Annotated in this window: 15 protein-coding genes; 11 read left to right on the top strand and 4 right to left on the bottom strand. The window is 73.1% G+C overall.

What is annotated here, in order from left to right:
* Positions 1–123: 123 nt before the first annotated feature.
* Entirely contained in the window at positions 124–1,857 is a 1,734-nt protein-coding gene (locus ACFXPX_RS28835; protein ID WP_380524874.1) for an ABC transporter ATP-binding protein, read from the bottom strand.
* Between the two features lie 324 nt (positions 1,858–2,181).
* Between ACFXPX_RS28835 and ACFXPX_RS28830 the strand changes: the two genes are divergently transcribed.
* From ACFXPX_RS28830 to ACFXPX_RS28820, 3 genes are read left to right on the top strand one after another with little or no spacing between them, the layout of a single operon-like run.
* Positions 2,182–4,119, top strand: coding sequence for an AMP-dependent synthetase/ligase (locus ACFXPX_RS28830; RefSeq protein WP_375892446.1), 1,938 nt, complete (start codon positions 2,182–2,184; stop codon positions 4,117–4,119).
* A 59-nt stretch (positions 4,120–4,178) separates the two neighbouring features.
* Positions 4,179–5,408 (top strand): radical SAM family heme chaperone HemW, encoded by a 1,230-nt coding sequence (gene hemW, locus ACFXPX_RS28825; RefSeq protein WP_380643994.1) that lies wholly within the window; start codon positions 4,179–4,181, stop codon positions 5,406–5,408.
* 40 nt (positions 5,409–5,448) lie between these two features.
* Positions 5,449–6,006: a Uma2 family endonuclease gene (locus ACFXPX_RS28820; protein WP_380643993.1), complete on the top strand. Its 558-nt coding sequence runs from the start codon at positions 5,449–5,451 to the stop codon at positions 6,004–6,006.
* Here the strand turns inward: ACFXPX_RS28820 and ACFXPX_RS28815 are convergent.
* From ACFXPX_RS28815 to htpX, 3 genes are read right to left on the bottom strand one after another with little or no spacing between them, the layout of a single operon-like run.
* Positions 5,997–6,830, bottom strand: coding sequence for a DUF3097 domain-containing protein (locus ACFXPX_RS28815; RefSeq protein ID WP_380524877.1), 834 nt, complete (start codon positions 6,828–6,830; stop codon positions 5,997–5,999). The genes ACFXPX_RS28820 and ACFXPX_RS28815 overlap by 10 nt on opposite strands.
* 23 nt (positions 6,831–6,853) lie before the next feature.
* Positions 6,854–7,438: a hypothetical protein gene (locus ACFXPX_RS28810; RefSeq protein ID WP_380524878.1), complete on the bottom strand. Its 585-nt coding sequence runs from the start codon at positions 7,436–7,438 to the stop codon at positions 6,854–6,856.
* A gap of 43 nt (positions 7,439–7,481) precedes the next feature.
* Positions 7,482–8,402 (bottom strand): zinc metalloprotease HtpX, encoded by a 921-nt coding sequence (htpX, locus tag ACFXPX_RS28805; protein ID WP_380524879.1) that lies wholly within the window; start codon positions 8,400–8,402, stop codon positions 7,482–7,484.
* Positions 8,403–8,669: 267 nt separating this feature from the next.
* Between htpX and hrcA the strand changes: the two genes are divergently transcribed.
* The 8 genes from hrcA to ACFXPX_RS28765 all read left to right on the top strand — a co-directional run bounded on the left by hrcA (position 8,670) and on the right by ACFXPX_RS28765 (position 18,695).
* On the top strand, positions 8,670–9,704 hold the full coding sequence (gene hrcA, locus ACFXPX_RS28800) for a heat-inducible transcriptional repressor HrcA (protein ID WP_375892457.1): 1,035 nt from the start codon (positions 8,670–8,672) through the stop codon (positions 9,702–9,704).
* A 77-nt stretch (positions 9,705–9,781) separates the two neighbouring features.
* Positions 9,782–10,921, top strand: a complete 1,140-nt coding sequence (gene dnaJ, locus ACFXPX_RS28795; RefSeq protein WP_188304451.1) for a molecular chaperone DnaJ — start codon at positions 9,782–9,784, stop codon at positions 10,919–10,921.
* 78 nt (positions 10,922–10,999) lie between these two features.
* Positions 11,000–11,749, top strand: coding sequence for a 16S rRNA (uracil(1498)-N(3))-methyltransferase (locus ACFXPX_RS28790; protein ID WP_375892458.1), 750 nt, complete (start codon positions 11,000–11,002; stop codon positions 11,747–11,749).
* Positions 11,750–11,831: 82 nt separating this feature from the next.
* The gene (locus ACFXPX_RS28785; RefSeq protein WP_380643992.1) at positions 11,832–15,107 is read left to right on the top strand and encodes a S41 family peptidase; all 3,276 of its coding nucleotides are present in this window, start codon (positions 11,832–11,834) and stop codon (positions 15,105–15,107) included.
* A 138-nt stretch (positions 15,108–15,245) separates the two neighbouring features.
* A complete protein-coding gene (locus tag ACFXPX_RS28780) occupies positions 15,246–15,986 on the top strand; it encodes an RDD family protein (protein WP_380643991.1) in 741 nt (246 codons plus the stop codon).
* 56 nt (positions 15,987–16,042) lie between these two features.
* Positions 16,043–16,396, top strand: coding sequence for a histidine triad nucleotide-binding protein (locus ACFXPX_RS28775; protein ID WP_380524909.1), 354 nt, complete (start codon positions 16,043–16,045; stop codon positions 16,394–16,396).
* Positions 16,397–16,402: 6 nt separating this feature from the next.
* Positions 16,403–17,326: a ribonuclease Z gene (locus ACFXPX_RS28770; RefSeq protein WP_375892465.1), complete on the top strand. Its 924-nt coding sequence runs from the start codon at positions 16,403–16,405 to the stop codon at positions 17,324–17,326.
* Between the two features lie 241 nt (positions 17,327–17,567).
* Complete coding sequence (locus ACFXPX_RS28765) at positions 17,568–18,695, top strand: PhoH family protein (RefSeq protein WP_375892466.1); 1,128 nt, start codon at positions 17,568–17,570, stop codon at positions 18,693–18,695.
* Positions 18,696–18,704 lie beyond the last annotated feature (9 nt).

Raw genomic sequence — 18,704 nt, 5'->3', positions numbered from 1 at the left:
GTCCGGCCGGTCCGCGGCGGGCGGCGGCGGCCTGGGAGTCGCTGGGGAGCTTGTCCGCGGGCTGTCCGGCGCCCGGTCCGGCGGGGGCCCCGGCCGGCTTTCCGGCGGGCTTTCCTGGGGTGGTCACGCCGCCTCCTGCTCGGTGAGCTGGGAGAGCACGATCTCCCGGTACGTCGGGTTGTCGGCCATCAGTTCGCGGTGGGTGCCGGTGCCGACGACGGCGCCCTCGTCGAGGACGATGATCCGGTCGGCGTCGCGGATGGTGGAGACGCGCTGGGCGACGATCAGGACGGTGGCGTCGGAGGTCTCGCGGGCGAGGGCCTTGCGCAGCCTGGCGTCGGTGGCGTAGTCGAGCGCGGAGAAGGAGTCGTCGAAGAGGTAGACGTCGGGCCGCCGGACGAGGGCCCGGGCGATGGCCAGGCGCTGGCGCTGGCCGCCGGAGACGTTGCTGCCGCCCTGGGAGATGGGGGCGTCCAGGCCTTCGGGCAGCTTCTCGACGAAGTCCTTGGCCTGGGCGATCTCCAGGGCGTGCCAGAGCTCCTCGTCGGTGGCGTCGGGGCGGCCGTAGCGGAGGTTGCTGGCGACGGTGCCGGTGAAGAGGTAGGGCTTCTGCGGGACGATGCCGACGCTGTCGGCGATCGTGTCGGCGGAGAGCTCGCGCACGTCGGTGCCGTCGAGCAGGACCTGTCCGGAGGTGACGTCGAAGAGCCGGGGGACGAGGCCGAGCAGGGTGGACTTGCCGGCGCCGGTGGAGCCGATGATGGCGGTGGTCTCGCCGGGGCGGGCGGTGAGGTCGACGCCGCGCAGTACCGGGGCCTCGGCGCCGGGGTAGCGGAAGTCGACGTCGCGCAGTTCCAGGTTGCCGCGGCGCAGCACCTCGGTGACCGGGGCGGCGGGCGGGACGACGCTGGAGGAGGTGCCGAGGACCTCCTCGACGCGTTCGGCGCAGACCTCGGCGCGCGGCACCATCATGAACATGAAGGTGGCCATCATGACGCTCATCAGGATCTGCATCAGGTAGGAGAGGAAGGCGGTGAGCCCGCCGATCTCCATGCCGCCGCTGTCGATGCGGTGGGCGCCGAACCAGAGCACGGCGACGCTGGAGACGTTGACGACCAGCATGACGGCGGGGAACATCACGGACATCAGCCGGCCGACCTGCCGGGCGACCTGGGTGAGGTCCTCGTTGGCGTCGGCGAAGCGCTGCTGCTCGTGGCCGTCCTTGACGAAGGCGCGGATGACCCGGATGCCGGTGATCTGCTCGCGCAGCACCCGGTTCACGGTGTCGATCTTCACCTGCATGCTGCGGAACTTCGGCCGCAGGGCGCGCACCAGCAGGACGACGACGATGCCGAGCACGGGGATGACGGCGAGCAGCAGGCCGGACAGCGGGACGTCCTGGTTGAGCGCCATGATGATGCCGCCGACGCACATGATCGGTGCGGCGACCATCAGGGTGAAGCTCATCAGGGCCAGCATCTGGACCTGCTGGACGTCGTTGGTGGTGCGGGTGATCAGCGACGGGGCGCCGAACTGGCCGACCTCGCGGGAGGAGAAGCTCTGCACCCGGTCGAAGACGGCGGCCCGCAGGTCGCGGCCGAAGGCCATGGCGGTGCGGGCGCCGTAGTAGACGGCGCCGATCGAGCAGAGCGCCTGGAGCAGGGTGACGCCGATCATCACGGCGCCCAGGCGCAGGATGTAGCCGGTGTCGCCCGTGACCACGCCCTTGTCGATGATGTCGGCGTTGAGCGTGGGCAGGTAGAGCGCCGCGAGGGTGGACACCAGCTGGAGGGCCACCAGCAGGGTGATCGGTCGGGAGTATGGGCGCAGGTACGCCCGGAGCAGTCTGATCAGCACTGGCACACTCTTGTCTTCGCCGGTCGGGTTCGCACCCCAATTCTCGTCGTTCTGTAGCGTCGTACAGACGATTCGGGGGCCGTCCGGCGGAGGTTTGCCGGGCCTTTGCCATCGGCGGCCCGGTTCGCGCCCTCCGGCGGGCACCGGCGCCGAGGGGGCGTGCCAGCTGGGGCCGCCCCCTTACGGAATGACCGGTTTCCCCCTAGGCTGCTGACTACGCCCTTGTTACTGACCGGTACCGACCACGTTAACGGGGGCCCGGCGGACGCCCCCACGGACGCCGCGACAATCCCTCAGACGGCCACCCGCCCCCGGAGGTCCTCGTTGAGTTCCGCGCAGTCCCTGATCGACTCCGGCAGTGCCGACATCGTCGCCGGGCGTCCCGCCTCCGTCGCCCACCTGTTCCTGGAGCGGGTCGCCCTGACCCCGAACGCCGAGGCCTACCGCTACCCGGCCTCGGTCGACGAGCACGCCGCGGACGGCGCGCCCGGCGCCGAGCAGTGGCGCTCGCTCACCTGGGCGCAGACCGCGGTCCGGGTCAAGGCGGTGGCCGCCGGCCTGATGGCGCTCGGCATCCAGTCGGAGGACCGGGTCGCGCTGGCCTCCTCCACCCGGGTCGAGTGGATCCTCGCCGACCTGGGCGCCATGTGCGCGGGCGCCGCCATCACCACCGTCTACCCGAGCACCAACGCCGACGAGACGGCCTTCATCCTCTCCAACTCCGGCTCCCGGGCGATGTTCGCCGAGAACGCCGCCCAGCTGGCCAAGGCCGTCGAGCACATCGACGAGCTGCCCGAGCTGCGCACCGTGATCCTCTTCGACGCCCCCGCCGGGGCGCCCGGGGCGGAGGCACTCGACACGGCCGGCCTGGACCTGCTCACCCTGGCCGAGCTCGAACGGCGCGGCGCCGAGTACCTGGAGCAGCACCCGGACGCGGTCGACAAGGCCGTGGCCGGGCTCGACAAGGAGCAGCTGGCCACCCTCATCTACACCTCCGGCACCACCGGCCGCCCCAAGGGCGTGCGCCTGGTGCACGACTGCTGGGCCTACGAGGGCCGGGCCCAGGAGGCCAGCGGCCTGCTCGGCCCCGACGACGTCCAGTTCATGTGGCTGCCGCTGTCGCACGTCTTCGGCAAGACGCTGATCTCCGGCCAGATCGCCACCGGCCACGTGATGGCCGTGGACGGCCGGGTCGACCGGATCATCCACAACCTGCCGGTCATCCGGCCGACCACCATGGCCTCGGCGCCGCGCATCTTCGAGAAGGTCTACAACGGCATCGCCGGGCGGGCCCGGGCCGAGGGCGGCGCCAAGTACAAGATCTTCCTGTGGGCCGCCAAGGTCGCCCGCGAGCATGCCCGGGTGGTCCAGGAGAGCCGGGTCGCCACCGGCGTCGGGAGCGCCCCGCTGGGCCTGCGGCTGCAGCACGCGCTCGCCGACAAGCTGGTGTACGCGAAGATCCGGGCCGCCTTCGGCGGCCGGCTGCGCGGCGCCGTCTCCGGCAGCGCCGCCCTGGCCCCCGAGATCGGCTACTTCTTCCTCGGTGCCGGGGTGCCGATCCTGGAGGGCTACGGGCTGAGCGAGACCAGCGCCGGCTCCTGCGTCAACCGCAAGGAGGACGTCCGGATCGGCACGGTCGGCCGCCCGCTGCCCGGCACCGAGGTGCGGATCGCCGAGGACGGCGAGATCCTGCTGCGCGGCCCCGGCGTGATGCGCGGCTACCACAACCTGCCGGAGAAGACCGCCGAGGTGCTGGAGCCGGACGGCTGGTTCCACACCGAGGACATCGGCGAGCTCACCCCCGACGGCTTCCTGCGGATCACCGACCGCAAGAAGGACCTGTTCAAGACCTCCGGCGGCAAGTACGTGGCGCCCAGCGAGGTCGAGGGCAAGTTCAAGGCGGTCTGCCCGTTCGTCAGCAACATCCTGGTGATCGGCAACGGCCGCAACTTCTGCACCGCGCTGATCGGCCTGGACGAGGCGGTGCTGATGCCGTGGGCCGCCGAGCGCGGCCTGGCCGGCAAGAGCTACGCCGAGCTGGCCGCCGACCCGGCCGTGCACCAGCTGATCGAGGGCTTCGTCAAGCGGGTCAACGCCGACCTCCAGCGCTGGCAGACGATCAAGAAGTTCCACCTGCTGCCGCGCGACCTCGACATCGAGCACGGCGAGCTCACCCCGAGCCTCAAGATCAAGCGCCCGGTGGTCGAGCGGACCTACGCGGACGCGGTGACCGCCATGTACGCGGGCGCCAACGAGGCCTGAGCCGGCCCTCCTCCCGTACGGCTCACGAGTCCGGGTGAGTCGTACGGGACAATGGGGTCATGCCCTCCGCACTCCCCGACGGCGAACCGGTGCCGTCCGACGGTTCCCTGCCCGCGCACGCCCTGACCGGGCTGGGCGACCGGCCGTTCGGCTTCTACCTGCACGTCCCGTACTGCGCCAGCCGCTGCGGCTACTGCGACTTCAACACCTACACCGCCACCGAACTGCGCTCCTCCGGGGCCGTCGCCTCGCAGGAGACCTACGCGGACAACGTGGTCGCCGAGATCCGGCTGGCCCGCCGCGTCCTCGGCGAGACCGACCTCCCGGTGCGGACGGTGTTCCTCGGCGGCGGCACCCCCACCCTGCTGCCCGCCCGCGACCTGGTGAAGATGCTCGCCGCCCTGCGCGAGGAGTTCGGGCTCGCCCCGGACGCCGAGGTCACCACCGAGGCCAACCCCGAGTCCGTCGACCCCGCGTACCTCGCCGAGCTGCGCGAGGGCGGCTACAACCGGATCTCCTTCGGCATGCAGAGCGCCCGCCCGCACGTCCTGCGGCTGCTCGACCGCCACCACACCCCCGGCCGCCCCGAGGCCTGCGTGACCGAGGCCCGCGCGGCCGGCTTCGACCACGTCAACCTCGACCTGATCTACGGCACCCCCGGCGAGTCCGACGACGACTGGCGGGCCTCCCTGGACGCCGCGATCGGCGCCGGGCCCGACCACGTCTCCGCGTACTCCCTGATCGTCGAGGACGGCACCAAGCTGGCCGCCCGGGTCAAGCGCGGCGAACTGCCGATGATCGACGACGACGTGCACGCCGACCGCTACCTCATCGCCGAACAGGCGCTCAGCGCGGCCGGCTACTCCTGGTACGAGGTCTCCAACTGGGCCACCACCCCCGAGGGGCGCTGCCGCCACAACGAGCTCTACTGGACCGGCGCCGACTGGTGGGGAGCCGGCCCCGGCGCCCACAGCCACGTCGGCGGCGTCCGCTGGTGGAACGCCAAGCACCCCGCCGCCTACGCCCAGGCCCTCGCCGAGGGCCGCACCCCGGCCCTGGGCCGCGAGCTGCTGAGCGACGAGGACCGCCGGGTCGAGCGCATCCTGCTGGAACTGCGCCTGGCCGACGGCATCCCCCTCGACGTCCTGGCCGAGGCCGGCCGCCAGGCCGCCGCCAAGGCCCTCGCCGACGGCCTCCTCGCCGAGGACTCCTACCGGCGGGGCCGCGCCGCCCTCACCCTCCAGGGCCGCCTCCTGGCGGATGCAGTAGTGCGTGACCTCGTGGACTGAGTGTCGTTAACGTGGTATCAGCCGTCAGGAGGAGTGTGGGATGACCGCCATCGATGACCGGGTGATAGGGATCTTCGAGAATCTGGAGATCCCGGAGGGTTTCAAGGCCGAGCTCATCAGGGGGGAGATCGTGATGATGGCCGGGCCCGACCGGGTCCACAACTGGATTGTCGAGTCGATCCAGGACCAGATTCCCCGGACGCGATGGCACCGCTCGGTCACGCAGGACATCGACATCCCCGGGCTCACCAGCGAACCTCAGCCCGATCTGGTCGTCTATGAGCGAGACGCGGTCGAGGGTCCTGGTCGCCTGATCCCTTCGCCTCTCCTCACGCTGGTGCTCGAGGTGGTCTCGAACACCAGCGTCCTGCGCGACTACCAGACCAAGCGGGAGCTCTACGCGGAGGGCCGGATTCCGGCCTATCTGATCGTCGACCCGATCAAGGCCGTCTGCGTGCTGTTGACCGAGCCGACCCGGGCGAGCGCGTCCGGGTCGCCGGACTACGTCTCCTCTCGGACCACCAAGTTCGGCGAGCCCATTCCGGTGGACCTGCTGGGCATCACGCTCGACACCTCGGAGTTTCAGACCTACTCCTGACCTGGCAGGGCGGTGAAGTCGATCAGTTCCTCGACCTTTGCCAGGAGTTCGGGCTCCAGGTCCTTGTAGCTGTTCACCTTGGAGAGGATGTGCTTCCAGGCGGCCGGGGTGTCCACGGGCCAGCCGAGGCGGCGGCAGGTGCCCTGCTTCCAGTCCTCGCCGCGGGGGACGGCGGGCCAGGCGGGGATGCCGACGGAGGAGGGCTTCACGGCCTGCCAGATGTCGATGTAGGGGTGGCCGACGACCAGGACCGACTCGCCGGTGACCCGGGCGGCGATGCGGTGCTCCTTCGTCCCCGGGAGCAGGTGGTCGACCAGGACGCCGAGTCGGCGGCCGGGGCCGGGGGCGAAGTCGGCGACGATCGCGGGGAGGTCGTCGATGCCCTGGAGGTACTCGACGACGACGCCCTCGATGCGCAGGTCGTCGCCCCAGACCCGTTCGACCAGTTCGGCGTCGTGCCGGCCCTCGACGTAGATCCGGGACTCGCGGGCGACCCGGGCCCGGGCGCCGGGGACGGCGACGGAGCCGGAGGCGGTGCGGGCGGGGGTGCGGGGCGCGGCGGGGGCGGCCGGGCGCACCAGGGTGACCACCTCGCCCTCCAGCAGGAAGCCGCGCGGCACCAGCGGGAAGACCCGGTGCTTGCCGAAGCGGTCCTCCAGGGTGACGGTGAACCCCTCCGCGGTCCGCTCGCAGCGCACCACCGCCCCGCAGTAGCCGGTGGCCGCCTCCTCGACCACCAGGTCCCGCTCGGCCGGCACCTCGGGTGCGGGCTGCTGCTTCTTCCACGGCGGGGTGAGGTCGGGTCCGTACTGGTGGCTGCGCATGGGGCGATTTTACGGACGGGGCGTCAGAGGCCCGGCGCCCCCCAGACCGGGAACCAGCGGCTGAGGTCCTTCTCCAGCCGCAGGTCGTTCCCCAGCATCGCGTTGACCTGGAGCTCCAGCGGGCTGTTGCGCCGCTCGCCGCCGCCGGGCATCGGGGCGAAGGGGTAGAAGGTGCCGCGCTTGTAGAGGTAGACCAGGGCCAGCGACTGGCCCTGGGGGTTGCGGAAGGCGACCAGGGAGCAGAGCAGCTGCGGGCCGAAGCCGTTCGCCTCCAGCTCGCTGTTGACCGCGTGCAGGTCGTTGACCAGTTCCGGGAGTTCCTCGGGGGCGTGCCGGGTGAGCAGCCAGGAGTAGCCGTAGCCGTCCTTGGAGGCCTCCACCGGGACGCCGCCGCGTTCGGTGTCGGCGTCCAGCAGGGCCCGGACCTGCTGCTCCACCTGGACGAAGGCGGCGCCCTCGACGGCCGCGAAGCAGACCGAGCCGAGCCCGGTGGGGAGGAACCCGGCCCCGGCCTCCAGGGTGAGCGCGGCGGACGGCACGCCGAACAGCTGGTCGAGGTCGGGCTTGACGGGCTTGGTGCGGCCGAACAGGGCGTCCAGGAATCCCACGGCGGTCCTTCCGGGAGTCGGGCGGGGCCGGAGCCCAGGGGGGTCAGCGGCCGAGCTGCTCGGAGATCTTGGCCAGCTGGGCCAGCCGCTTCTCCAGCGTCGGGTGGGTGGAGAGCAGCTGGGAGGCGGTCTCCTTGGCGCTCAGCGCGGGGGCGAAGTAGAAGGCGTTGTAGGGCTGGGCCCGGCGCAGGTCCTCGGTGGGGATGGCGGCGATCTGCCCGGTGACCTTGGTGAGCGCCGAGGCGAGGGCGCTGGGCCGGCCGGTGAGCTGGGCGGCGGCCCGGTCGGCGGCCAGTTCGCGGTAGCGGGACAGCAGCCGGGTGAGCAGGAAGCTGATCGCGTAGACCACGATCGACACCAGCGGGATGATCAGCGCCGCGATGGCCGCGTTCTGGTCGTTGCTGTTGCGGTTGCCGCCCATGAACCCGCCGTACATGGCGACCCGGGTCATCGCCCCGGCGAGCACGCCGAGGAAGCCGGCGATGGTCATCACGGCGACGTCCCGGTGGGCGACGTGCGACAGCTCGTGCGCCAGGACGCCCTCCAGCTCCTCGGGTTCCAGTCGGCGCAGCAGGCCGGTGGTGACGCACACCACGGCGTTCTGCGGGTTGCGGCCGGTGGCGAAGGCGTTCGGCATGTCGCTGTCGGCGACCGCCACGCGGGGCTTGGGCATGTCGGCCAGGGCGCAGAGCCGGTCGATGGTGCCGTGCAGCTGGGGGTACTGCTCCTCGGTCACCCGGTGGGCGCCCATGGCCCGCTCGGTGATCTTGTCGCTGAACCAGAACTGGGCCACGAACAGCCCGCCGGAGATCAGCACGATCAGCGGCCAGGCCCCGCGCAGCAGCGCGATCAGCAGGCCCGTGAAACCGACGTACAACAGCCCGATCACGAACATCGTCCCGACCATGCGGCTGGTCAGGCCGCGGTCGGGCGCGAAACGGGTGTGCTGGCCCGAGCTCGACATCGCTTGCTCCTCCGTTCGCCGTCGCTTTCGATGCTGCCACCCGGACGGCCCCGGGGCACCACCCGCGCACGCGGAGTGTCGCGGTGGCCGTCCGGAACTGCGGGCAGGATCACCCCGGCCGGGCCGTTCCTGCGGTACGACCCGGGCCGTACACTGGCAGGTACGGTTTTGGCACTCGTGCGTGCAGAGTGCCAGGGTCGGGGTCCTCACCGGAGCGGCTCGCAGCATCACAGACGGACAACGTGCGAAGACGGAGGTGCGTGCCCCATGGCCGGAGAGGTCCGCCAGCTGGACGACCGCAAGCTCGCCGTGCTGCGCGCGATCGTCCAGGACTACGTGGGCACCGAGGAGCCGGTCGGCTCCAAGGCCCTGGTGGAGCGGCACAACCTCGGGGTGTCCCCGGCCACGGTGCGCAACGACATGGCGGCGCTGGAGGAGGAGGGGTACATCCACCAGCCGCACACCAGCGCCGGGCGGATCCCCACCGACAAGGGCTACCGGCTGTTCGTCGACAAGCTCGCCGAGATCAAGCCGATGAGCTCCCCGGAGCGCCGGGCGATCCGGCACTTCCTGGACGGCGCCGTCGACCTGGACGACGTGGTAACCCGTACGGTGCGGCTGCTCGCCCAGTTGACCCGCCAGGTCGCCGTGGTGCAGTACCCCTCGCTGACCCGCTCCACCGTCCGGCACATCGAGCTGGTGGCGCTGGCCCCGGCCAAGGTGATGCTGGTGCTGATCACCAACACCGGCCGGGTCGAGCAGCGGATGGTCGACTGCCCGGGCACGGTCGGCGAGACGGTCCTGGCGGACCTGCGCTCGCGGATCAACACCCGGGCGGCCGGCCAGCGGCTGCCGGACGTCCCGGGGCTCCTGGAGGAGCTCCCGGCGGCGTTCGAGCCGGCCGACCGGCCGACCGTCAGTACGGTCCTGGCGACGCTGTTCGAGGCGCTCGCCGAGCAGAACGAGGAGCGGATCATGCTGGCCGGCACGGCCAACCTGACCCGCTTCGGGCACGACTTCCCGCTCACCATCCAGCCGGTGCTGGAGGCCCTGGAGGAGCAGGTCGTCCTGCTCCGCCTCCTGGGTGAGACCACGGACGCCGCGATGACGGTCCGGATCGGGCGGGAGAACGCGTACGAAGGGCTGAATTCCACCTCGGTCGTTTCGGTCGGCTACGGTTCGGGCGACGAGAGTGTGGCCAAGCTGGGTGTGATCGGTCCGACCCGGATGGACTATCCGGGCACAATGGGGGCGGTGCGGGCGGTGGCACGGTACGTGGGCCAGATCCTGGCCGAGTCGTAGCACACGGCCGACCGTTGGAAATCTAACGGCGGCGTCCAGTCGCAGCACTACTACAGGCGGAACAAGCGGAGCATTTGGTGGCCACGGACTACTACGCGGTACTCGGCGTCCGACGGGATGCGGGGCAGGACGAGATCAAGAAGGCGTTCCGGCGCCTGGCACGCGAACTGCACCCGGACGTCAACCCGGACCCGAAGACGCAGGAGCGGTTCAAGGAGATCAACGCCGCCTACGAGGTGCTCTCCGACCCGCAGAAGCGCCAGGTCTACGACCTGGGCGGTGACCCGCTGTCGCCGGGCGGCGGTGGCGCGGGCGGCTTCGGCGCCGGCGCGGCGGGCTTCGGCTTCTCCGACATCATGGACGCCTTCTTCGGCGCCGCGGCCGGCCAGCGCGGCCCGCGCTCGCGCACCCGCCGGGGCCAGGACGCCATGATCCGGCTGGAGATCACCCTGGAGGAGGCCGCCTTCGGCACCACCAAGGAACTCCAGGTCGACACCGCCGTCACCTGCACCACCTGCAGCGGCGAGGGCGCGGCCCCCGGCACCTCGGCCCAGACCTGCGACATGTGCCGCGGCAAGGGCGAGGTCTCCCAGGTCACCCGCTCCTTCCTGGGCCAGGTCATGACCTCCCGCCCGTGCCCGCAGTGCCAGGGCTTCGGCACCGTGGTGCCGACCCCGTGCCCCGAGTGCGCGGGCGACGGCCGGGTGCGGGCCCGCCGCACCCTGACCGTGAAGATCCCGGCCGGCGTGGACAACGGCACCCGGATCCAGCTGGCCGGCGAGGGCGAGGTCGGCCCCGGCGGCGGCCCGGCCGGCGACCTGTACGTCGAGATCGCCGAGACCACCCACACGGTCTTCCAGCGGCGCGGGGACGACCTGCACTGCACCGTCACCATCCCGATGACGGCGGCCTCGCTCGGCACCCAGGTGCCGTTGCAGACCCTGGACGGGCTGGAGGAGGTCGACATCCGGCCCGGCACCCAGTCCGGCCAGTCGATCCCGCTGCACGGCCGGGGCATCACCCACCTGCGCGGGGGCGGCCGGGGCGACCTGATAGTGCACGTCGAGGTGCAGACGCCCACCAAGCTCGACCCCGAGCAGGAGGAGCTGCTGCGCCGGCTCGCCGTGCTGCGCGGCGAGGAGCGGCCGTCCGGCCAGTTCGCGCCGGGCCAGCAGGGCCTGTTCTCACGCCTGAAGGACGCCTTCAACGGCCGGTAGTCGTCCGAGGAGGGGTGCCGGGGGAGGACCCCCGGCACCCCTTCGGTGTTCCCGTTCCATCCCAGGAGGTTCCCCGCCATGACCGCGCCCGTCTTCGTCGTCGAGACCGAGCGGATCGCCGCCGCCGCACCCGGGGCCGTGCTGCGCCTCGACGGGCCCGAGGGGCGGCACGCGGCGGCGGTGAAGCGGCTGGCGGCCGGCGAGGCGGTCACCCTGGCGGACGGGCTGGGACTGGGCGTGGACGGCACCGTCGCCGCGGTGCTCGGCAAGGACGCGATCGAGGTCACGGTGGAGGCCGTGCGGCGGGAGCCGGAGCCGGCGCCGCGGATCGTGGTCGTCCAGGCGCTGCCCAAGGGTGACCGCGGCGAGCTGGCCGTGGAGACCATGACCGAGGTCGGCGTGGACGTGGTGGTCCCCTGGGCCGCCTCGCGCTGCATCACCCAGTGGAAGGGCGAGCGCGGCGCCAAGGCGCTCGCCAAGTGGCGGGCCACCGCCCGGGAGGCGGGCAAGCAGTCCCGCCGGCTGCGCTTCCCCGAGGTGCGCGAGCCGATGACCACCCGGCAGCTGGCGCCGCTGCTGGCCGGGGCCGCGCTCGCCGCGGTGCTGCACGAGGAGGGCGCCGAGCCGCTGGCGCACGCCGCGCTGCCGGCCGGCGGGGACATCGTGCTGGTGGTCGGCCCGGAGGGCGGGGTCTCCCCGGAGGAGCTGGCCGCCTTCGCCGAGGCCGGCGCGAAGCCGTACCGGCTGGGCCCCTCGGTGCTGCGCACCTCGACCGCCGGGGTGGCCGCCGGGGCGCTGCTGCTGGGGCGCACCGGCCGCTGGGCCTGACCCCACCGGCAACTCCCGTGCGCCCGCCCGGAGTCTGCGGAAAACGGAGCGGCTCGTACCCGCACCTGCCTACGCTGGCGGCGTGACGGACTCCCTGAGCACCTCCGCGGGCGCCTATCTGCGCCACCCCCATCTGCACGGTGACCTGGTCGCCTTCGTCGCCGAGGACGACCTGTGGCTCGCCCCGCTGGAGGGCGGCCGGGCCTGGCGGCTGACGGCCGATCACCTGCCGGTGCAGCACCCCAGGTTCTCCCCGGACGGGCGCCACCTCGCCTTCACCTCCACCCGGGACGGCGCCCCCGAGGTGCACGTGGTGCCGGTGGACGGCGGACCGTCCCGGCGGCTGACGTACTGGGGCAACGCCGAGACCCGGGTGCAGGGGTGGACCGCCGACGGGCGCCCGATCGCCACCACCGGCGCGGGCGAGTCCGGGGTGCGCCGCTGCTGGGCGCACGCGGTGCCGCTGGACGGCGGCGAGCCGGTGCGGCTGCCGTACGGGCCGGTCGGCGGGCTCGCCTTCGAGCCGGCGGGCGTCGGGGACCCTGCGGCCGAAGCCGGGGGGAGGGTGCTGCTGGTGACCGTCAACAACCGCGAGCCGGCCTGGTGGAAGCGCTACCGGGGCGGCCGGGCCGGCAAGTTGTGGATCGGGCGGGACCGGTTCGTCCGGATCCACCAGGACCTGGCCGGGCAGCTCGACTCCCCGCTCTGGGTGGCCGGGGACGGCGACGGCCGGATCGCCTTCCTGTCCGACCACGAGGGCGTCGGCGACCTGTGGTCCAGCCGCCCCGACGGCTCCGACCTGCGCCGCCACAGCACCGACCCGGACGGCTTCTACGCCCGCAACGCCAGCACCGACGGCACCCGGGTGGTCTTCCACCGGGCCGGCGACCTGTGGCTGCTGGACGACCTGGAGAGCGCCTCCCCGCGCCGGCTGGACGTCCGCCCGGCCGGCTCGCGGGCCCGCCGCCGCCCCCACCCGGTGCACGCCGCGCACTGGCTGGAGTCCGTCGCCCCGGACGGCACCGGCCGGGCCGGCGCCGTGGTGGTGCGCGGCAGCGTGCACTGGCTGACCCACCGCGAGGGCCCGGCCCGGGTGCTGGACGAGACCCCGGGCGTGCGCGCCCGGCTGGCCCGGGTGGTGCCGGGCGAGGACGGCGCCCAGGGCGTGCTCTGGGTGTCCGACGCCGAGGGCGAGGACGCCCTGGAGTACGCCCCCGCCGTGCACGACCCCGAGCGGCGCCGGCTGGCCGCCGGGAGACTGGGCCGGGTCAACTCGCTGGTGGTCTCCCCGGACGGCCGGCGGGCCGCGGTCGGCGTGCACGACGGCCGGGTGCTGGTGGTCGACCTGGCCGACGGCGCCGTGCACGAGCTGGACCGCAGCACCGACGGCGAGGTCGGCGGCCTGGTGTTCAGCCCGGACTCGGCCTGGCTGGCGTGGTCGCGCCCGGTGCACCGGATGGGCCCGTACTCGCTGCGCCAGATCGTGCTGGCCGACCTGGCCACCCGCACCGTCGGCGAGGTCACCTCGCAGCGCTTCCTGGACACCTCGCCCGCCTTCACCGCCGACGGCCGCTACCTGGCCTTCCTCTCGGTGCGCAGCTTCGACCCGGTCTACGACGCCCACGCCTTCGGCCTGTCCTTCCCGAACGGCTGCCGCCCCTACCTGGTGACGCTCGCCGCCGAGACGCCCTCCCCGTTCGGCCCGCAGCGGGCCGGGCGGGCGCCCGGCGGGGAGGAGGACGAGCCCAAGGCCCGCACGGCGGACGGCGAGGAGGCCGCGGACGGGGCGGTGCCGGCCGTGCGGGTGGACCTGGACGGCATCGCCGACCGGATCGTGCCCTTCCCGGTCGAGGGCGGCCGTTTCCACACGCTGCGCGCCGCCAAGGACGGGGTGCTGTGGACCAGGGCGCCGCTGCTCGGCGAACTCGGCGACGAGGCCGCCTCCTTGGACGACGACCGGCCCCGCCCGGTGCTGGAGCGCTTCGACCTCAGGAAGCGCCGGGTCGAGCAACTGGTGCACGGCGTCGACGGGTTCTCGGTCAGCGGGGACGGCACCCGGCTGGCCGTGCTGGACGGGGGCGAGCTGCGGATCGTCCCGGCCGACCGCAAGTCCGGCGGCGAGGACGACGAGACCGCCGTCGACCTCACCCGGCTGCGGGTGACCGTCGACCCGGCCGCCGAGTGGCGGCAGATGTACGCCGAGAACGGCCGGCTGATGCGGGACAACTTCTGGCGCCCCGACCTCGGCGGCGTCGACTGGGCCGGGGTCCTGGAGCGCTACCGGCCGCTGGTCGAGCGGGTCGGCTCGCACGACGAACTGGTCGACCTGCTCTGGGAGGTGCACGGCGAACTCGGCACCTCGCACGCCTACGTCGTCCCGTACGGCCGCTACACCGAGCCCGCCCGGCGCCAGGGCCTGCTCGGCGCCGACCTGGTCCGGGACGGCGGGCAGTGGCGGATCGGCCGGATCCTGCCCGGCGAGTCCTCCGACCCCCGGGCCCGCTCGCCGCTGGCCGCGCCCGGCGCCGCGATCCGCCCGGGCGACGCCCTGCTCGCCGTCAACGGCCGCCCGGTCGACCCGGTCACCGGCCCGGCCCCGCTGCTGGCCGGCACCGCCGGGCAGCCGGTGGAGCTGACCGTGGCCCGCAAGGACGGCAGCGACCGGCGCCACCCCGTGGTCGTCCCGCTCGCCGACGAGGAGGCGCTGCGCTACCACGACTGGGTGGCCGGCCGGCGGGCGAAGACGCGGGAGCTGTCCGGCGGCCGGCTCGGCTACCTGCACATCCCCGACATGCAGACGGCCGGCTGGGCGCAGCTGCACCGCGACCTCTCCACCGAGATGGCCAAGGACGGCCTGATCGTGGACGTCCGGGAGAACCGCGGCGGCCACACCTCGCAGCTGGTGATAGAGAAGCTGGCCCGGCGGATCATCGGCTGGTACGCGATCCGGGACACCGAGGGCCGGGTGCCCTACCCGATGGACGCCCCGCGCGGGCCGGTGGTCGCGATCGCCAACGAGCTGTCCGGCTCGGACGGCGACATCGTCAACGCCGCCATCCAGGCGCTCGGCATCGGCCCGGTGGTCGGCACCCGGACCTGGGGCGGGGTGATCGGCATCGACAGCCGGTACCAGCTGGTCGACGGCACCCTGGTCACCCAGCCCAAGTACGCGATGTGGATGGAGAACTACGGCTGGGGCCTGGAGAACCACGGCGTCGACCCGGACGTCGAGGTGCCGTTCGCCCCGCACCACTGGGCGGCCGGCGAGGACCCGCAGCTGGCCGAGGCCGTGCGGATCGCCCTCGACACCCTGGCCGCCACCCCGGCCCGCACGGCGCCGCCGCTGCCCTGGGCGTAGCCGGCGCGGGGCGCTGCGGGGCCCTGCGGGGCGCGGGGGTCCGACGCGGCCGGGCTCCCGCGCCGGGGCGTGGGTAGGATGCGGGGCTGTTCTTGATCGCGATCTTGATCTGGTCGACGGCTCACGGGGGAGCACACCATGGCGCAGGGCTATCCGCCGCCGCAGTACCCGCAACAGCAGCAGTACCCGCAGAACCAGCCGTACCCGCAGCAGCAGTACCCGCCGGGCGGCCCGGGGCCGAACCCGTACGGCCAGGGGCCGTACGCCCAGCCCCCGCAGCCGTACCCGCCGCAGCCCCAGCCGTGCGGTCAGCCCCAGCCGTACCCGCAGGCGCAGCCGCCGTACGGGCAGGCCCCGTACCCGCAGCAACAGCCCCACCCGCAGCCCGCGCTGCCGCCGTGCCCCCGGGAGGCGGGCGGCTTCCGGCGCTTCCTGGCGATGGTGCTGGACGCCGGCCTCGCGCTGGGCGCGGGCTTCGCCGCCGCCGTCGCCTCCGACGTCGCGTCGGGTCGTACCAAGCCCGTCGCGGCCGCGGCCGGCCACGCCGTCCAGCACGCGAGCGGGCCGGTGGTGCCGTTCTGGGCGGCGTTCCTGGGCGTCTGCGTGCTGGTCTCGTTCCTCAACCAGGTGGTGCTGGCCCGGCTGGTCGGGTTCAGCGTGGGCAAGGGGATCCTGGCGATGCGGGTGGTGCGCCGCAAGCGGGTGATGCGCCCCAACACCTGGCGGCTGACCCGGCGCTGGCTGGTCGGCTTCGTCGTCCTGGTGCTCTCGTTCGTCTTCGACGAGTTCGACCTGGAGGAGGGGGACATCATCGGCATGCGCTCGGTGCGCTGGAAGCACCTGCAGGAGTACCAGCAGGCGCTCGGGCGGCTCGGCTAGGCTGCGCCCGTACGGCCCGTGCAACCGTGATCGACGACCGAACCGAGGAGATTCCGATGGCTGGCGAGCCGCAGTCCGACTGTGTGTTCTGCAAGATCGTGGCGGGCGAGATCCCGGCGACCGTGCTGCGCAAGACCGAGCGCGTCCTCGCCTTCCGCGACATCGCCCCCAAGGCCCCCGTGCACGTCCTGGTGATCCCGCACGTCCACTACCCGAACGCCGCGGCGCTGGGCGCCGCCGAGCCCGAGGTCGCCGGCGAACTGCTGGCCGAGGCGGGCGCGGTGGCGCGGGACGAGGGCATCGAGGACTACCGGCTGATCTTCAACACCGGCGCGGGCGCCGGGCAGACCGTGTTCCACGCCCATGTGCACGTGCTCGGCGGGATGCCGATGAACGAGAGCATGGTCTGATCCCAGGTGTCCCAGCGCGAACTCGTCGTCCTCGGCACCGCCAGCCAGGTGCCCACCCGGCACCGCAACCACAACGGCTACCTGCTCCGCTGGGACGGCGAGGGCCTGCTGTTCGACCCCGGCGAGGGCACCCAGCGCCAGATGCTGCACGCCGGGGTCTCGGCCACCCAGATCACCCGGATCGCGGTGACCCACTTCCACGGCGACCACTGCCTGGGCCTCGCCGGGGTGATCCAGCGGATCAACCTTGACCGGGTCCCGCACCCGGTGGACGTCTACTTCCCGGCGTCCGGCGAGGTCTACTTCGAGCGGCTGCGGCACGCCACCGCGTACCACGAGACCGCCGTGCTGCGGCCGCGGCCGATCGACGAGCCCGGCCCGCTGCCCGCGCCCGGCGCCCGCTTCGCGCTGGACGCCGTCCGGCTGGACCACCCGGTGGAGTCCTTCGGCTACCGGCTGTCCGAGCCGGACGGCCGCCGGCTGGTGCCCGAGCGGCTCGCCGCGGCCGGCGTGCGCGGCCCGGCCGTGGGCCGGCTCCAGCACGAGGGCGCGGTCGAGGTGGACGGCCGCACCGTCACCCTGGACGAGGTCAGCGAGCACCGCCGGGGCCAGCGCTTCGCCTTCGTGATGGACACCCGGCTCTGCGAGGGGGTGCACGAACTCGCCGATGGCGCCGACCTGTTGGTGGTCGAGGCGACCTTCACCGACGCCGACGCCCACCTCGCCGAGGACCACGGCCACCTCACCGCCGGCCAGGCCGCCAAGGTCGCGGCCGAGGCCGGGGCGCGGACCCTCGTGCTGACCCACTTCTCGCAGCGCTACCCGGACCTGGGCCAGCACCTGGCCGACGCCCGCAAGCACTTCGACGGGGACCTGGTGCTCGCCGAGGACCTCGCCCGGGTGCCCGTCCCCGCCCGCCGCCACCCGTGAACGGTCCGCCGCCACCCGTGGAGCACCCGCCGTCACCCGTGGACGGCGCGGCGCCGGGGGTGGACGCCGCACGGGCTCCCCGCGAAAAGGGCTCGCGCCGCCCCGCGATCTGCCGCAGCATCGTCGGGTGCGGCCCCGCCGCCCGCCGCAGCGATCACGCTCGCGGCGTACCCTGGTGCCCCGGAGAGACCGAGCGGCACACGAGACCACGGATGGGATGAGGCAGGCCCAGCGCCGACCCATGAGTGACACATCGCAGACCCGTACCGATGGACAGTCGCGCCCCGAACCGACCGACGACGGCCGGGTGAGCGCCCGGATCGTCATCCCCGAGAAGCATCCGATGGTCACCCTGCTCGGCACGGCGGACTCGCTGCTGCGCGTGATCGAGCAGGGGTTCCCCGCCGCCGACATCCACGTCCGCGGCAACGAGGTGACCGCCACCGGGGAGCGCGCCGAGGTCGCCCTCGTGCAGAAGCTCTTCAACGAGATGATGCTGGTGCTGCGCACCGGCCAGCCCCTGACGGAGGACTCCGTGGAGCGCTCCATCGCCATGCTCCGCGAGGAGGGCCCGGACAGCCCGGCGCCGTCCCAGGTGTTCACCGCGAACATCCTGTCCAACCGCGGCCGCACGATCCGCCCCAAGACGCTCAACCAGCAGCGCTACGTCGACGCGATCGACAAGCACACGATCGTCTTCGGCCTCGGCCCGGCCGGCACCGGCAAGACCTACCTGGCGATGGCCAAGGCCGTCCAGGCCCTCCAGGCCAAGGAGGTCAACCGGATCATCCTGACCCGCCCGGCGGTCGAGGCGGGCGAGCGGCTGGGCTTCCTGCCCGGCACCCTCTACGAGAAGATCGACCCGTACCTGCGCCCGCTGTACGACGCGCTGCACGACATGATGGACCCGGACTCCATCCCGCGCCTGATGGCGGCCGGCACCATCGAGGTCGCGCCGCTCGCGTACATGCGCGGCCGCACCCTCAACGACGCCTTCATCATCCTGGACGAGGCCCAGAACACCTCGCCCGAGCAGATGAAGATGTTCCTCACCCGCCTCGGGTTCAACTCCCGGGTGGTGGTCACCGGCGACACCAGCCAGATCGACCTCCCGGGCGGCACCCGCAGCGGGCTCAAGGTCGTCCAGGAGATCCTGGCCGGCGTCCCGGACATCCACTTCTCCGTCCTCACCAGCACCGACGTGGTCCGCCACAAGCTGGTCGGCCGGATCGTGGACGCCTACGAACGCTGGGACGCGCGGCAGGAGGCCGAGGAGAACTCCCCGGCCGCCCGCAAGCCCGCCCAGCGGCGCCCCGGAAAGACCGCCGCGGCGCGCGCACCCCGACAGTCCCATCGCACCGAAAGCTGAGCACACAGC

This window comes from Kitasatospora sp. NPDC059146 (genome assembly GCF_042786665.1).
In the GTDB taxonomy this organism is placed as follows: domain Bacteria; phylum Actinomycetota; class Actinomycetes; order Streptomycetales; family Streptomycetaceae; genus Kitasatospora.
The sequence above is the reverse complement of the archived record's forward strand: the minus strand, read 5'-3'. Positions and strand labels throughout refer to the sequence as shown.

What these genes read in the sequence shown, in the direction of transcription:
- hemW (WP_380643994.1), top strand. Translation starts at nt 4,179, where the DNA reads ATGCCCTCCGCACTCCCCGACGGCGAACCGGTGCCGTCCGACGGTTCC.
- ACFXPX_RS28820 (WP_380643993.1), top strand. Translation starts at nt 5,449, where the DNA reads ATGACCGCCATCGATGACCGGGTGATAGGGATCTTCGAGAATCTGGAG.
- ACFXPX_RS28815 (WP_380524877.1), bottom strand. Translation starts at nt 6,830, where the DNA reads ATGCGCAGCCACCAGTACGGACCCGACCTCACCCCGCCGTGGAAGAAG.
- htpX (WP_380524879.1), bottom strand. Translation starts at nt 8,402, where the DNA reads ATGTCGAGCTCGGGCCAGCACACCCGTTTCGCGCCCGACCGCGGCCTG.
- hrcA (WP_375892457.1), top strand. Translation starts at nt 8,670, where the DNA reads ATGGCCGGAGAGGTCCGCCAGCTGGACGACCGCAAGCTCGCCGTGCTG.
- ACFXPX_RS28790 (WP_375892458.1), top strand. Translation starts at nt 11,000, where the DNA reads ATGACCGCGCCCGTCTTCGTCGTCGAGACCGAGCGGATCGCCGCCGCC.
- ACFXPX_RS28780 (WP_380643991.1), top strand. Translation starts at nt 15,246, where the DNA reads ATGGCGCAGGGCTATCCGCCGCCGCAGTACCCGCAACAGCAGCAGTAC.
- ACFXPX_RS28775 (WP_380524909.1), top strand. Translation starts at nt 16,043, where the DNA reads ATGGCTGGCGAGCCGCAGTCCGACTGTGTGTTCTGCAAGATCGTGGCG.
- ACFXPX_RS28765 (WP_375892466.1), top strand. Translation starts at nt 17,568, where the DNA reads ATGAGTGACACATCGCAGACCCGTACCGATGGACAGTCGCGCCCCGAA.